Source organism: Geodermatophilus sp. CPCC 205506, from assembly GCF_051383635.1.
Taxonomy (GTDB): domain Bacteria; phylum Actinomycetota; class Actinomycetes; order Mycobacteriales; family Geodermatophilaceae; genus Geodermatophilus.
On record NZ_JALPKP010000003.1, the window covers coordinates 156,523 to 170,075 of the forward strand.

At 69.4% G+C, this 13,553-nt stretch carries 14 protein-coding genes and 1 pseudogene; 6 read left to right on the forward strand and 9 right to left on the reverse strand.

The window, feature by feature from the left end:
* Position 1: 1 nt before the first annotated feature.
* Entirely contained in the window at positions 2 to 487 is a 486-nt protein-coding gene (locus MY520_RS03100) for a methylated-DNA--[protein]-cysteine S-methyltransferase (RefSeq protein WP_436689980.1), read from the reverse strand.
* 333 nt (positions 488 to 820) lie between these two features.
* Here MY520_RS03100 and MY520_RS03105 point away from each other — a divergent pair, with 333 nt between their 5' ends.
* Positions 821 to 1,153, forward strand: a complete 333-nt coding sequence (locus tag MY520_RS03105) for a hypothetical protein (protein WP_436689982.1) — start codon at positions 821 to 823, stop codon at positions 1,151 to 1,153.
* On the opposite strand, the gene MY520_RS03110 is transcribed toward MY520_RS03105, so the two are convergent.
* Together MY520_RS03110 and MY520_RS03115 are read right to left on the reverse strand one after the other, a co-directional pair.
* Entirely contained in the window at positions 1,127 to 2,233 is a 1,107-nt protein-coding gene (locus tag MY520_RS03110) for a tyrosine-type recombinase/integrase (protein WP_436689984.1), read from the reverse strand. The genes MY520_RS03105 and MY520_RS03110 overlap by 27 nt on opposite strands.
* 119 nt (positions 2,234 to 2,352) lie before the next feature.
* Positions 2,353 to 2,568 carry a helix-turn-helix domain-containing protein gene (locus MY520_RS03115; protein ID WP_436689986.1) on the reverse strand — a complete coding sequence of 72 codons (216 nt, stop codon included), beginning with the start codon at positions 2,566 to 2,568 and terminating at the stop codon, positions 2,353 to 2,355.
* A 185-nt stretch (positions 2,569 to 2,753) separates the two neighbouring features.
* On the opposite strand from MY520_RS03115, the gene MY520_RS03120 reads away from it, so the two are divergent.
* Positions 2,754 to 2,885, forward strand: coding sequence for a hypothetical protein (locus tag MY520_RS03120; protein WP_436689988.1), 132 nt, complete (start codon positions 2,754 to 2,756; stop codon positions 2,883 to 2,885).
* Positions 2,886 to 2,896: 11 nt separating this feature from the next.
* The gene (locus tag MY520_RS03125) at positions 2,897 to 4,327 is read left to right on the forward strand and encodes a M28 family peptidase (RefSeq protein WP_436689990.1); all 1,431 of its coding nucleotides are present in this window, start codon (positions 2,897 to 2,899) and stop codon (positions 4,325 to 4,327) included.
* Between the two features lie 340 nt (positions 4,328 to 4,667).
* On the opposite strand, the gene MY520_RS03130 is transcribed toward MY520_RS03125, so the two are convergent.
* Complete coding sequence (locus tag MY520_RS03130; RefSeq protein ID WP_436689992.1) at positions 4,668 to 5,450, reverse strand: hypothetical protein; 783 nt, start codon at positions 5,448 to 5,450, stop codon at positions 4,668 to 4,670.
* 1,558 nt (positions 5,451 to 7,008) lie between these two features.
* Between MY520_RS03130 and MY520_RS03135 the strand changes: the two genes are divergently transcribed.
* Positions 7,009 to 7,830: an FHA domain-containing protein gene (locus tag MY520_RS03135; RefSeq protein ID WP_436690010.1), complete on the forward strand. Its 822-nt coding sequence runs from the start codon at positions 7,009 to 7,011 to the stop codon at positions 7,828 to 7,830.
* Positions 7,831 to 7,842: 12 nt separating this feature from the next.
* Positions 7,843 to 8,211: a hypothetical protein gene (locus tag MY520_RS03140; RefSeq protein WP_436689994.1), complete on the forward strand. Its 369-nt coding sequence runs from the start codon at positions 7,843 to 7,845 to the stop codon at positions 8,209 to 8,211.
* Positions 8,212 to 8,218: 7 nt separating this feature from the next.
* Here the strand turns inward: MY520_RS03140 and MY520_RS03145 are convergent, their stop codons facing one another.
* The 4 genes from MY520_RS03145 to MY520_RS03160 all read right to left on the reverse strand — a co-directional run bounded on the left by MY520_RS03145 (position 8,219) and on the right by MY520_RS03160 (position 11,224).
* Positions 8,219 to 8,485 (reverse strand): hypothetical protein, encoded by a 267-nt coding sequence (locus tag MY520_RS03145; protein WP_436689996.1) that lies wholly within the window; start codon positions 8,483 to 8,485, stop codon positions 8,219 to 8,221.
* 83 nt (positions 8,486 to 8,568) lie between these two features.
* Positions 8,569 to 8,982, reverse strand: a complete 414-nt coding sequence (locus tag MY520_RS03150; RefSeq protein ID WP_436689998.1) for a hypothetical protein — start codon at positions 8,980 to 8,982, stop codon at positions 8,569 to 8,571.
* 84 nt (positions 8,983 to 9,066) lie between these two features.
* The gene (locus MY520_RS03155; protein ID WP_436690000.1) at positions 9,067 to 9,924 is read right to left on the reverse strand and encodes a recombinase family protein; all 858 of its coding nucleotides are present in this window, start codon (positions 9,922 to 9,924) and stop codon (positions 9,067 to 9,069) included.
* A 739-nt stretch (positions 9,925 to 10,663) separates the two neighbouring features.
* Entirely contained in the window at positions 10,664 to 11,224 is a 561-nt protein-coding gene (locus MY520_RS03160; protein ID WP_436690002.1) for a hypothetical protein, read from the reverse strand.
* 746 nt (positions 11,225 to 11,970) lie between these two features.
* On the opposite strand from MY520_RS03160, the gene MY520_RS03165 reads away from it, so the two are divergent.
* On the forward strand, positions 11,971 to 12,720 hold the full coding sequence (locus MY520_RS03165) for a DUF4839 domain-containing protein (protein WP_436690012.1): 750 nt from the start codon (positions 11,971 to 11,973) through the stop codon (positions 12,718 to 12,720).
* A gap of 78 nt (positions 12,721 to 12,798) precedes the next feature.
* Here MY520_RS03165 and MY520_RS03170 read toward each other — a convergent pair.
* Positions 12,799 to 13,377 (reverse strand): annotated as a pseudogene (locus tag MY520_RS03170) (transposase); the annotation flags it as partial.
* Positions 13,378 to 13,553 lie beyond the last annotated feature (176 nt).

Sequence of the window (13,553 nt, forward strand, 5' to 3'; positions counted from 1 at the left end):
GTCAGAACAGCCGGCTGTCGCGCTGCTCCAGGTCGAGCAGGAACCGCTTGCGCGGCAGCCCGCCGCCGAAGCCGACCAGGGTGCCGTCGGCGCCGATCACCCGGTGGCAGGGGACGACGATCGCCAGCGGGTTGCGGCCGTTGGCGGCGCCGACCGCCTGCGCGCCGCCCGGCTCGCCGACAGCCTTCGCCACGAACCCGTAGGAGCGGGTCTCGCCGTAGGGGATGCGGGTCAGCTGCTCCCACACGGCCAGCTCGAACGGGCTGCCGAGCGGCCGCAGCGGCAGGTCGAACGCCGTCCGCCCGCCGGCGAAGTACTCGCCCAACTGCCGGACGACGTCGGCGAACCCCTCGTCGGTGCGCTCGCCCAGCTCGGCGTCCACGAAGAGCCCGGGCGGCGACATGGCCAGCCGGACCAGGTCCCCGCCCTCCCGGACCACCGTCAGCGGACCGATCGGCGAGGGCACGACAGTGTGCGTCCTGCTCATCGTCAACGTCTCCATACCGGGTAGACGCCCTGGACCTCGCGATTGTGAGGTCGGGGGACGACATCTCCTGCCACGGTGGGCGCATGTGCGCGGCCGCTCAGCGGGCAGCATCCGGACCGGCGGACCCACCACGGACGGCGAGGGGCGCTGGGCGGTGGACGGCCCGTCCGCGCACACACTCCGTGACCGCCGGGTGGCCGAGCCCGACGGTGCCTGTCGCCCGACCGGGTGGCGTTCGCGTGGCGTCGTCCACAGACCTCCGATCGGCGCCCCGCGGACGCTCCAGTTCTCTTACAGTCCGTCGTCCTGACCAGGTGAGACGACGGGGGTGCCGTGCCGGCTGCGACCAGTGCGCTGGAGGTCGTCGACGGCGAGGTGCGGGAGCTGATCCGCCGTCGTGGGCTGGACCCGTTCAGCGACCCCGCGCCCGTGCGGCTGCTGGTGCGCGACGTTGTCGCGGACTACTCGGAGCGGTCGCTGTCCTCGGCGCTGCCGCCGATCGGGGACGCGGAGTCGGTGGTCCGGGACGTGCTGGACCGGGTGGCCGGGTTCGGTCCGTTGCAGCGCTACCTCGACGACCCCGAGGTCGAGGAGATATGGGTCAACGAGCTAACCTCCCTAAACCCGCAGGTCGGAGGCCTAATGCTGGTCATCGGTCCGCACTGAGTCCGCAGCATCGCCGAGAACCAGCTCCGTCAGGCCGGCCGCGCCCGCCCGGGTCCGGTCCTCCGCGGACGGCCACAGGTGGGAGTAGGTGTCCAGAGTCGTCGACGGTGACCGGTGACCCAGCGCCCGCTGCACGGTCACCACGTCGCAGCCGGCGGCGATCAGGCCGGAGGCGTAGAAGTGCCGCAGCCCGTGCAGGTGCAGGCCCGGCGTGCCGGCAGCCCGGACGGTGGACTGCCACCACGAGTTGACGGTGCTGGGCGGAAGGGGACGTCCGTCGGCGGTGTGGAAGAGCCAGCCCTCCGTCGCGGTCCCGATGCGCTCGACATGTCGGGCGAGCATCTCGACCAGCCGGTCGGGCAGATAGATCATCCGCTCCGATCCGTACTTGGGCTGTCGCAGTTCGGCGGGGCCACCCCGCCGACGCTGCACCTGCCGGCGCACGTGCAGCCGCCTCCGGAGGAAGTCGACGTCCTCCCGATTGAGCCCGGAGGCCTCGCCCAAGCGCAGGCCGGCGAAGGCGCACACGCCCAGGTAGGCCTGCATGTTGGGACGCGAGCGGTCGACCAGTGCTCGTATCTGGTCCGGTGTCGGGACCTCCATCGCGTGCTTTGCCCGTCGTCGAGCAGGCAGCCGGAGGCCGGCGGAGGGGTCAACGGCGATGACCCGATCCCGCACGGCGGACTTGAGGACCGCCCGGACGGCGTTCACCCGGGTGGCCACGGTGTTGGGCGCGTAGCCGGCGGCCACCATCGCTTTCACCCAAGTCTCGAGGTGCGAGGCCCGCAGCGACGCGATAGGGATCGACCCGAAGGTGACCTTGCGCCGAGCCAGGTCCATCGACACCTCGGTCATGGGCGCCCACACCTGCCGCTCCGCCCAGGCTCGGAAGTACGCGTCGAACGTCGTCCGGCCGGCTTGCGGATCCACGTAGCTGCCGGTGACCACCGAGGCCGTCACTTCGTCGAGCCACCGCTGGGCGTCGGCCTTTCGCTTGAAGTGGCGAGCGTGCTCCTTGCCGTTTTCGTCCCGGTACCGAGGCCGATACGTTCCATCAGGCCTCTTCGCGATCGACGCCACCGCGCATCGCCTCCCTCCGTCATCAGCTCCGGGGCCCGGCCGCTGCAGTGTGCGAGTCTCCACCGACTGAAAGGCCATCAGCCCAACTGGTTGCCCTCTGTTGAGCACAGACCGGCTGATCAGGGGTGGCCTCGGCTGACGTGGTTTGCGTGTGCGTCGATCCAGGCTCGTAGGTCGGCGCGGCGGTAGAGGACGCGCCGACCGAGTCGGAAGCTGTTCCGGCCGGTTCCGAGGTGTCGCCAGTACCGGAGGGTGGCGACGGGCGCGCGGAGCACGTCCGCGGCCTCGGTGATGGTGAGCGACTCGGGCTCGTGGTCGGCGGTGGGGTCGGGCATGGCTGGCTCCCGGGGGTCGTCGGCGATGGGCGGTGCCTTCACCACAGAAGGCGCTATTTCCGGCCCGGTGGTGACACTTCGCAGCCAGCCTTATCCGACTGACCCGGGTCATCCCCGCGGCTAGAATTCCCGAGCGCGATCCGTGCCGGTCGGGCCCCCGATCGGCCCCTGCCTCGGGAGATCCCATGCGCCACCGCACCCATCACCACCGGACCGTGGCCGCCGCAGCGGCCCTCGTGCTGTTGGGCACCGGCGCCGGGAGCGCCGAAGACGTGCCCGCCGCTGCGAAGCCGACCGCGCCGGAGTGGTCGCTGTGACCGCGGCGGACGTGCCTCCCGGGAAGGTGCTGGAGCACCTCCAGGTGTTCCAGGCCATCGCCAACGCCAACAACGGCAACCGGGCCTCGGGCACGTCCGGCTACCGGGGCAGCGTCGACTACGTGGTCGGCAGGCTGAGGGCCGCCGGCTACGCCCCGCGGGTCCAGAAATTCTCCTTCCCATTCTTCCAGGAGGTCAGCCCGGCCACGGTCAGCGCGGGCGGCAGGCCGCTAGCCGCCGAGGACGTCGCGGTCATGACCTATTCCGGCTCCGGGACCGTGACGGCACCGGTGCAGGCGGTGGGAACGACCGGCGAGAAGGCCGCGAGCACCAGCGGGTGCGAGGCCGGGGACTTCGCCGACTTCGTGCCGGGGAACATCGCACTGCTCCAGCGGGGCACGTGCGCCTTCAGGGTGAAGGCCGCCAACGCGGCGGCCGCCGGGGCGTCCGCGGTGCTGATCTTCAACACGGGACTGCCCGGGGCGGAGGGGGCGGTCGCCGGCACCCTGGGCGAACCGGGGGTGACGACCGTCCCCGTGGTCGGCCTGAGCTACGCCGCCGGGGTCGCCCTGCTGGGCGGGGGCGAGGTGACGGTCAGCACGCAGACCGTCTCCGAGAGCCGGGAGACCTTCAACGTCCTCGCCGAGACCCGCTCGGGTGACCCGGCGCGCACGGTCATGGTCGGCGCGCACCTGGACAGCGTCCCGCAGGGCCCAGGGATCAACGACAACGCCTCCGGCTCCGCGGGGATCCTAGCCATCGCCGAGGTGCTCGCGGGCACGGAGACCGCCAACGCCGTGCGCTTCGCCTGGTGGGGCGCGGAGGAGTTCGGCCTGCTCGGGTCCCGCCACTACGTCGCCGACCTCAAGACCAACGATCCCGCGACGCTCGCGAACGTCGCGCTGTACCTGAACTTCGACATGATCGGCTCCCCGAACCACGGCCGCTTCGTCTACGACGGCGACGCCTCGGCGTTCGGCCCGGACGACGGCTCGGTGCCCGCCCCGGCCGGCTCGGCCGTGATAGAGGCGGCCTTCCACGAGCACTTCGGCTCCCTGGGCCTGGCCTCGGGCGAGACCGAGTTCAGCGGCCGCAGCGACTACGGGCCGTTCATCGCCGAGGGCATTGCCTCCGGCGGGCTCTTCACCGGCGCCGAGGGGATCAAGACCGTGGAACAGGCCGCGCTGTTCGGCGGCCGGGCCGGCATCGGCTACGACTTCTGCTACCACGCGTCGTGCGACGACCTCAGCAACATCGACCACCGGACGCTGGACGAGATGACCGGCGCGGCCTCCGCCGTGACCCTGCGCTTCGCCAACTCCCCCCTGGACCTCGAGGAGGAGGGCCGGCGGCTACTCGCCGACGTGGCGCCCGTACCCGCCGCGACTGCCGACCAGGGACACGGCCCGAGCAACGCCGCCGAGACGAGACAGCCGCGCTGAGGCGGCCACGCTGAGGCCGATGCGCCGGCCCCACCGCGGGGCCGAGGCCCGCAGAAGGATCCAACGGTTACGAGCAGGGCGGGCGGGACCGCGTCTGCCTCAGGGGGTTACCCGCAGACCCCGCAACCTCCACGGTGAGGTCTCTGTAGGTGACAAGATCGGACACGCCTACGACCCTGGGTGGAGAAGACGATCTGTGAGAGGACTTCCCTCCTAACAAGGTCCTGCGCCGTCTCCTGTCATCTGACCGCCGTCGGCGTGTCCCAGACCTGCCAGTCTCCGGCTACTGGGTATGGCTCACTGTCTCCTGTCGTTCTCCTGTAGTGGCGCCCCAGGGGCGTCACCTGGCAGCGATGGAGCCTCTTCGTCTCCCGACGCCCGGGGCGGCGCCCCCACTGGCGAGGGACGGCCCGAGGCGCTCGGTGTCGGGGCGTGCAACGGCCGGGACCGGGCCGGTTGGCCACGGACTCGTCGATGCCCGCTGGTCGGCGTCGATCGGGCGCCGCGTGCGCCAGGCCTCACGTTCCTGGCTGAGCCGGTCGGGCGGCTGGGCGAGGAGGGCCGGCTCGGCGGTGAGGGTCGTGATGCGCGCCCGGGCGTCGGTCAGCTCCTGGCGGGTGGTGGCGATGTCGCGCTGGAGGTCGGCGAGTCGGCCGGCCGGATCGGGGATCCAGGCCACGGGCCCGAACGTGTCGAGCCGCTCATCGCGGCGGCGGCCGGCCTCGGCCAGGGCGCGTCGGGCCTGCTCTGCCGCGTCTTGGGCGGCGTCGGCGGCCGCGCACAGAGCGACGTGTTCGGGGTGAGCGTGGTCGCCGGCCTGGCGTGCGGAGCTGTTGAGCGACCTCCACAGGGCGGGGCGGTCGTCGAACCAGTCGGCAACCTGCGCGAGGTCCTTCGGGTCGGTGGGCAGGGAGGGCAGGTGCGGGCGCCAGCGGTCGGCCCAGTCGGTGAGCTGCTCGCCGGCGCGCGCCACCGCGCCGCGCCGGAGCCCGAGTCGGCCCGGGCCGTCGCGCACCACCCGCGCGGCCTGGCGGGCGGCGTCGCGTTCGCCGTCCCAGAGGGCGAGCAGCGTGTCGCGGATGCGGTCGGGTACTGGATCATCTTGGCCAGGAGTGCTACGCATTCGGCGATGTCACGATTAGAGCGGGCCAGCGATTGTTTTTACACACCGGGGGAGATCCACGCGCGAACACGCGCCGCGATGTCTATTGGGGGCGATCAGGGGCAGTTTGGAAGGTTGCCGGGGATTCGGTGCACGTCGTAAACGACAGGGGAGTGCTGCAGGCCCGTTACGCCTATGAGAATCCCCAATAGGAGAAGCCGATGCGAGCTGATCAACAGCCACTGGTGGCGAGTCTCAGGTGGCTGCAGAGCGTCGTAAATGGTGTGTCCCCGGTCAATCAGCGGCGGGCGGCACATCTAATCGTTTACGACTTTCCGGTGCTCGGCGCCGAGCTCGATGACGATCATCGAGAGCGCGTCAGGCAGCTCGTCGAGGATTACTTGCTCGACCCGCAACTCGACGGCCTGGTCTTGGATATCGTGGGAAGGGCGAGCCAAACCGGAGGAGAGGCGCTCAATGAATCCTTGGGGTATGTGCGTGCACAGTCCGTCCGAGCTCAGCTGGTGGACTTAGGTGTGTCTTCGCTTCGCCTTCCCGATGGGCGCTCTGAGGGCGATCGCTTACCCCTTCAGCCTGCGCCGGGGCAAGAAGAGCCGCTGAATCGGAGTGTTGAGATTGTCTTCGATTGGAAACAGCCATTGGCGGAGCCTCCGCGTATATCCACCGGCCCTCAAGTGACGGCGGCTTGGAAGATCGACCTAGTAGCGAGCGCAGGCGGCGGGGGGGGATGTCTTCAAAATCCCAATTGGAGCGCAGGTTCAGGCAGGAACCCTCACGAAACGCACAACCGGTCAGCGTCGGTCCATTCAGCTTTACATCGCCGGGGTGGACCTGGGCGTTAGTATCCCCTTCTCTACTACTGGAAGTGTGGGTATGGAGCTCTTTGATGACGGCGAATTCGATCTACCCTCATGGTTGACTTCGACTGGTTCTCCGGCGCGCCAGTTACCCTTACGACAGGAACGATTGCCTCCCCTGTGGGAGGTTTCGACGCCTCTGCTCTAACGCTGTACTGGATGTGGGGATTTGTACGCACCCGCATGGCCAGCATCCCCTTCGGCGGTGCCGCCGTTGGTGGGAGCATGATGGCTGGCCTTATGGTTGTCGGTCCACCATGACCGTTGCGGACCTTGACGATCATCGACATTCACTCGTCAGTGATGCTATTGGCCGACGCCTGCCGCATTAAGTCGCTAACGGCGAACGATTTGGGCCGATTCCGGTCCGCCGCGTTCATGTGAGCCCTCAGGCTGCCCGCCGCCCCCGCTGGGTGGTTCCGGTTGACGCGATGCTCACCCTGTCCGCCGACGGAGCTCACGATCCGGGTCCGCCGTCCCCAGCGGCGCCGACGACCACCACCCTTGCCACTCCGTCACCCGTAGTGCTCCCGTTCAGGCACCAATCGGGTGATCACCGACCCGGCCCGCCCGGGTGCACGCGCGTCCGCGCGCCATGACAGCAGGCGGAGGGACCGAGGGCTCTGGGCCGGCTCCGGCCGGCTGCCTACTGTCCGCCCCAGCGGAGCCGCCAGGGGGACCGGAGGTGGGGGCCCGTGGTGATGACGACGACGGCGCGACTCGTCCCGCTGGACGCCGCCGGCCGGCCCATGGGCGGGGTGGCGGTCGGCTCCGACCGGGTCCTCGTGGGCCGGGACCCGCACTGCGACCTCGTGCTCCACGACCGCGACGTGAGCCGCCGACACGCCCAGGTGGTCAGGTCCGGTCGCGGGTGGACGGTGCACGACCTGGACTCCACGAACGGCACCGTGCTGCGCGGCGTCCGGCTGTCCGCGCCTGCCGATCTCCACGACGGCGACGTCATGACCTTCGGGTCCACCAACGTCCGCTGGGAGGACCCGTCGCCCGGCCGGCCTACGGAGGGGACCGGCCCACTGGCAGGAGGAGCACCCATGGCAGGACCACACCTGGCCCCACCGAACCTGGTCATCGGGACCATCAGGGGCCACGACGTGAACGTTGTGGAGGGCGTGCAGTACATCCAGCACGTCCAGCAGGTGCTCGACCAGCGACGAAGTTTCCTGCGTGACGTCGCGGCAACGCGGACGTGGGCCCGCTGGCTCGCGTGGCCGGGCCTGCTCCTCTTCGTGTCGGGCTTCACGGCGGTGTTCACCAGCGGCCTGCGGTTTCTCGAGGCCGTATTCAGCGCCGTGTCGTCGGGCGGCCGGCCGGACCCCGCCGCGGTCGACGTCTTCAGCCGCGAGGTGGCCGGCGTGCCCGTCCTCGTCCTCGGTTTCGGCAGTGTCTTCGTCGGGATCCTGCTGCTCCTCCTGGGCCTGGTCCTGCACGTGGTGGCGACCGCCCGGCTGTCCCGAATCGAGCAGCGACTGCCCGTGCCACGCATCGGCGCGGGGAACTACTGATGAGGAGGGCCTGTGGTCACGATCCACAACCTGCACGGTGTCAATGTCACCGTCGTCGAGGGCGTCCAGTACATCGGGCCGCAGGTGCACCAGCACGTCCACGTCCCGGCGCTCCGCCAGGCCGCGCACGACCTCGAACTCGCGCTCGGGCGAACCTCCCTGCCGCCATCTACGAGGGCGGCGGTCGACGAGGTCGTACAGGACATCGGCACGGAGGTGCAGCGCGCCGACCCCGACCGGCCCCGAGTCGCCGGCAAGGTGCAGCGACTCACCGAACTGCTGACGTCCGCGGGCGCGCTGACGACAGCAGCGGGCGGTCTCGTGCAGCCCTTGCAGACCTTCGCGACCTGGCTCGGGCAGACCGTCGGCCCGCTGCTCTGAGAGTGGCTCAGAAGGCGTAGCGGATGCGCAGCCACTGGGCGTGGTGGGCGATGAGCTCCTGCAGCCGCTCGACGCCGGCCCGCTTGACGTCGTTGCGGTACCGCACGTTCCACTGGCCGTTCTGGCTGCGCTTGGGCTGCTGCAGGTCCGGCCGCCAGAGCAGGTCCTCGGCCTTGGGGTGCCAGCCGAGGTTGACCTCGTGGGAGACGCCCTGGCCGTGGTTCCGGTCCGCAGCTGGTCCGCAATAGGTCCGATAGGTCCCCTTCAGTATCAATGACCATCGACGCCGTCTTCGCAGGTCAGTGGCACGAATCGATGAGAACCAGCGGCGGTCGACAACCAAAAAGTAGATCTGGCTCATCGCCATGCCACCTCAACCGTCTCCGGTCGAAAGGTGCGAGCCCCCCTGCCAGGAGGGTGCAGCGTGATGCCCATCAGCGCATCGATCACGGCACGCCTGCGGTCGAGGTCGAGGCCGTCCCAGACGCTCTGAACATCGCCGGCTGTGACGAGGTCACCGAGAGCGGACACCCGGCCGGCGTCCGCCAACTGTTCCTCGACCGCCAGCAGCGCCTTGCGGGCCCGGTCAGTGCCCCTGGCCAACTGGACACCTGTGATGACCCCATCGGCGAAGAGGTCGGCCAACTCGCCCAGCCTTGCTCGCAGCGCCGCTGCCTCCTCGCGCAGGGCTCCCAGGTCAGGACCGTCGTCAACGAGCAGCAGGTCGGCCGCGTCAGGCTGAGATAGCCGGGAGATCACCAGCGCTGCCACGAAGTCGTCGATAGGTTGTGCCGCCCGGGACAGTTGTCCGCGGTTCTGCCCGCAGCGGTATGTCCGCTGACCGTGCTGCGTGCGTCAGGTGATGACCGGGGCGCCGCAGGAGCAAAGCGCCAGACCCGCGAGGAGGTAGCGACGGGCGTTGGTCCGGGTCGTCCGCCGTGACGGATCGTTGAGCAGGGCCACGGCGGCCCGGTAGGTGTGCTCCGGGACGATGGCCGGCCACGTGCCGGCGGCTACCTCCTCCCCGAGATGGACGACGAGGCCGGCGTAGCGGGGGTTGCGGAGGACATAGCGCACCGCGTCAGGCCGCCAGGGCTGCCCTAGCGCGGTGGTGAAGCCCGCGCCGTTCCACTGTCCGGCGATTCCCCGGAGGCTCGCCCCGCCGAGCAGCATGGCGTAGCCGTCGCGAATGAACCGCGCCTCTGCCTGGCGTACCTCCATGCCGGATCGCTCGTAGCCGACCGCTCGACGCCCGCCGGCTCGAGGTCGGCCCAGCTGGGCGCGCTGCAGGTTGGCCCGCTTCTGCCGAGCCGACTTTCGCTCGATCTCCCCGCGGGCGACAACACCCTTGATGCGAGCGAACAGCCGACCGTTGTCGGTGGACAGGTCCGCGTCTCCCCCGACTGTAGCGAGCGCGATTCGGTGCCGGTCGGCAAGGTCAATGAAGTGCTCAAGTTCGACGGGCCGCCGGTGCAGTCGGTCGAGGTCCCAGGCGACGACAGCCTGGATGTGGCCGGCGGCGACGTCGGCGAGCAGCCGGGCGTAGGCGGGTCGCGTTCTGCCGCTTGCCGCCGAGGTGTCATTGTCGACGTACTCGACAGGCTTCCAGCCGCGGTTAGCGCAAAGCATCAGGCAGTCCTCGCGCTGGCGCGCCACGGCGAGGCCCGACCCGTCGCGGTCGAGCGACTGGCGGAGATAAACCGCAGCCTGCACATGTGCAACAGTAACGCTTATGGGAGCAGAAGGCACCTCTAGTACACAGGTCGCGGCTGACCGATCAGTATTCGGCTCAGAAAGGTCCCTGCCATGCCGATGCTCTCCTAGAGAACCGCAGGAGCGAGTACCCCCGGGAGAACCAGTTGCGCCGCAGCGTCCTGTCCACATCCGTCGCTTGCCTACTTGCCCTCACCGCGTGTGACGAGGGGCATGAAGCAGCGCCCGGTTCCCAAGGTCCCGTAGCCGACGGCGCACCGCCCACGGCACTGAGCGCCGAGAGCACCTACTCCACCGTGGAGGACCTCGCGGCGGCCCTCACCGGAGTCGGCGTCCCTTGCAATATGAACACCAACAGCCCGCCCGTTGGCGGGTGCGACGTCAAGGGTGGTCACCTCACCTTCTACGTCGAGTCGCGGGCCGCCTCCAAGCGGCGCCTTGCTGTTCACCGCAGCAATCCGGTTGGCTGTGGCTCCGCGACTGTCCCTGGACTCTCCGCCGACGGTCGAGTGCTGTCGGGAATCGGTTGGATGTTGATGGACACCCAAGGCTCCGCGGCGATAGCGGCGGTCGAGTCGGCGACGGGCCGGCCATCGGAAGCCATCTGCCCCTGAGGTCCCAGCCGCGGTTCCCTGACTCCCTGGATGGCTGTCCTGCGGGTAGGTGCAGGTCAGATGGAAGACTGCGGCTACTACACAGATCGTCGCTTCGGCCCCGCCGCCGCCCCTGGACTGGGCCGTCAGTCCGACAGGATCCGGGTCGCCTTTTCGACCGCCTGGCTGGTGAGGTCGTCGAAGTGCTCCCGCTGCCGGTCAAGCTCCGGATCGCCCTCGGCCAGGTCGGGCCCATCGGTCAGCACCAATGCGTCCCCGATCCGGACGGTACGCACGTCCCGCAGAATTGTCGGCCCCTCGTCCTGGTCGAACTGGAGCACATGGGCGATCCCCTCGTCCCCCAGCGGCGGTGCGTCCCGCTCGGTGATGGTGACCGTGGCCGTGCTCCCGTCAAGCATCTCCTGCTCGAAGGAGCCGCACTCCGAGGGAATCGAAGCCAACATCGCCAGCCGTTCGCGCGCCACGTCCGGTGACTCCCAGAGGGAGACGGACACGCCGAATCTCGGAACGGGCGGATCCCCCTCGGCGTAGTGGCTCTGCGCCTCGCCGAGCCGGGCAGGGTCCTCCCCGCCGGTGACGACCCCCGTTTGAGGACAACCCTCGAAGTGCCGCTCGTCGAGCGGCACCACGCCGAGGTCGACCCACCCCTCCCCCAGGTCATCGGTGGTCAGGAGGGCCTCCTCCACCTCCGCCGGCGTGCCGGGCAGCGCGTCGGGGAGGGAGGAGTTCGGGACGCCAGCAGGCACCGGGTCCCCACCACAGGCGACCAGGAGGGCAGCGATGCCCATGGGAAACAGCAACCGGCCGAACCACCGCGGCTGCCGACGGCGGGTGATCCGTCCCCGATCTGCCACATCCCCTCCTTGTTCAATGCACGCTGCCCGGTGCGCGGCGTGGTGTCCATGCATCAGGGCGCGGAACTCTCACAAGATCGCAGGGAGGGGCGCCCGGCCGACCCGGCACGGAAGGCGACCGCCGTAGACCTCAGGCGAGGGACGCGGCAGTCGGAACACAATCGAACTACCCATGTTCTTGAGGAGGCCCCCTCTCGACGAGGTGGGGCCAAGGATCCGACGAGTTACGGCCGCGGTGCACGAGACGCGGGGGACGAACACGGTCCACTGCCTGACGAAGTCGAGCACAGCCCGGTGGAAGGCTTCTCGGTGGCCCGGATGCTGCCGGATTTCCAGAGGAGCGAGCGATGTCGTCGAAGATCGTCCACGGGACCACAGGCCGAAGGGCCATGCGTCCGGACGGGTCCACGAGCGATGAGCCGGCTATGTCACCCGGGGGCCCCACGGTGGGCGACGACGGGCGGTACGAGTTCAAGTCCGTGCAAGCAATCCGCGGCACCGGAGCCAAGACGATCGCGAAGTGGCAGAAGGCCGGCTGGGAGCTCGACACCAAACGCCCGGGGGCATTGCGGACCGAGATGACCTTCCGGCGCGTGAAGCCGTCGAATCCTTGGCAGCAACTTGCGGCGTTCATCGCCAGGAAGTGGCCCGCCTTCGGTCACCTGAAGCCGACGACGCAGCAGCTCTCTTTGGCAGTGTCGGGCGGCTTGGTAGTGCTCACGGTGATTGTGGGCTTCGTTGTGGCAAACCAGGGCGATGGCGACACCTCCGAGCCGACCGCGTCACCCACCCAGGCCGCAGGCGTGGCGAGCGAAGGGCCCCTCGAGGCGCCGAGCCAGGCACCGGAACCGGTGGAAACTGAGCCCGAAGCAGGAACGTATACCTACCAGTCGCGCGACCCGGCCACCGAGCAGACCGACGCCGACTCCCAGGAGTCCGATGACACGGGCGTCCTGACGGTCGAGAACAACCCGGAACTGGCTGCCCTCTTGAGCGGCCCTGCCACCGGTGACAACGTGAACGCCTTTTCCCAGAAGTACCGCGTCCAGGTCGTCGAGTTCGATGGCTTCGTGGCAGACGTTTACATCAATCCGCGGGAGCACAACGGCGAGTCGACGATCAACGTTATGGCCGGTGATGCAGGTGACTCCACGCACAACGGGCCAGTGTTCCAACTCGGTTGGTATGGCCACGAGAGCCCCCTCGAGGACTTCTCCGAGGGAGATAACGTTCGCGTGACGGCACTGGTCGGCGCGGTCTACGGATTTGAACCGCATCAGTTCTTCCTGGTGGAGGGCGAAGGGGTTGCCAGCCTCACACGAAGGTAGGCCGGCGAATAACGCCGGATAGCCTGCGGTCAGCAGCGGTGCGCTATAGAGCGTCCGCCAGTAGGCGCGATTTTGGTCGCGCACGGCGTGTCTGAAGTGGGGGCAGGCGTAGCCCTTGTCGGCGAGCAGCAGCCCCGGCCGGGCGGTGAGCAGATAGGCGTCGTGGTCGAGCACGGCCATGAGCACCTGGCGTTCGTCGAGCTTGGGGTGCGCCAGCGCCCAGGTGATCGGCAGCCCGGCCGGGGTGCAGACCAGGTGCAGCCGCAGCCCCCAGAAGTAGCGGGAGTGCGAGGCGCAGTAGCCGTAGCCGGCGGCGCCGGCCAGGTCCGAGCGCCGGGCGGCGGGGCGGGAGCGGGCGCACTCAAGCGGGGTGGAGTCGACCAGCCAGACCGGATCGGTCCACAGGTCGGTGGCGGCGGCCAGGTCCCGGATGACCCGCTTGAGCACCGGCAGGACACCGCGCAGCCGCTTGTTGTAGCCGGACTGGCCGGGCAGGTAGGGAAACGCGCCGGGCAACGCCTCGGGCACCAGCCGCAGCCAGCGCGCCTCGGAGTGCACGCCGAGCAGCACCTGGGCCACGGCCAGCGTGAGCAGCTCGGAGTCGGTCAGCCGCGGGTGGCGTCCGGCGCGCACGCGACCACGCAGATAGTCATCGATAGGTCGGTCGTCACAACCCGAACCTGAGCACCCTCCGTCCCGAACTACAGGCCTGTGACTCTCGGCCGTTAGGACTTACTCGTCTAGGACTGCCCCCAGGGCTGGAGCTCCTAAAAGATCGTTTCTGAATGACCTCGGCGCGCCTGCTTCGAGCTTCGGCGGGTGGTGGCGACCCT

Excerpts from the sequence above, each read along its gene's own strand:
- MY520_RS03100 (WP_436689980.1), bottom strand. The coding sequence starts at position 487 with ATGAGCAGGACGCACACTGTCGTGCCCTCGCCGATCGGTCCGCTGACG.
- MY520_RS03115 (WP_436689986.1), bottom strand. The coding sequence starts at position 2,568 with ATGCCCGACCCCACCGCCGACCACGAGCCCGAGTCGCTCACCATCACC.
- MY520_RS03120 (WP_436689988.1), top strand. The coding sequence starts at position 2,754 with ATGCGCCACCGCACCCATCACCACCGGACCGTGGCCGCCGCAGCGGCC.
- MY520_RS03130 (WP_436689992.1), bottom strand. The coding sequence starts at position 5,450 with ATGCGTAGCACTCCTGGCCAAGATGATCCAGTACCCGACCGCATCCGC.
- MY520_RS03135 (WP_436690010.1), top strand. The coding sequence starts at position 7,009 with ATGACGACGACGGCGCGACTCGTCCCGCTGGACGCCGCCGGCCGGCCC.
- MY520_RS03165 (WP_436690012.1), top strand. The coding sequence starts at position 11,971 with ATGACCTTCCGGCGCGTGAAGCCGTCGAATCCTTGGCAGCAACTTGCG.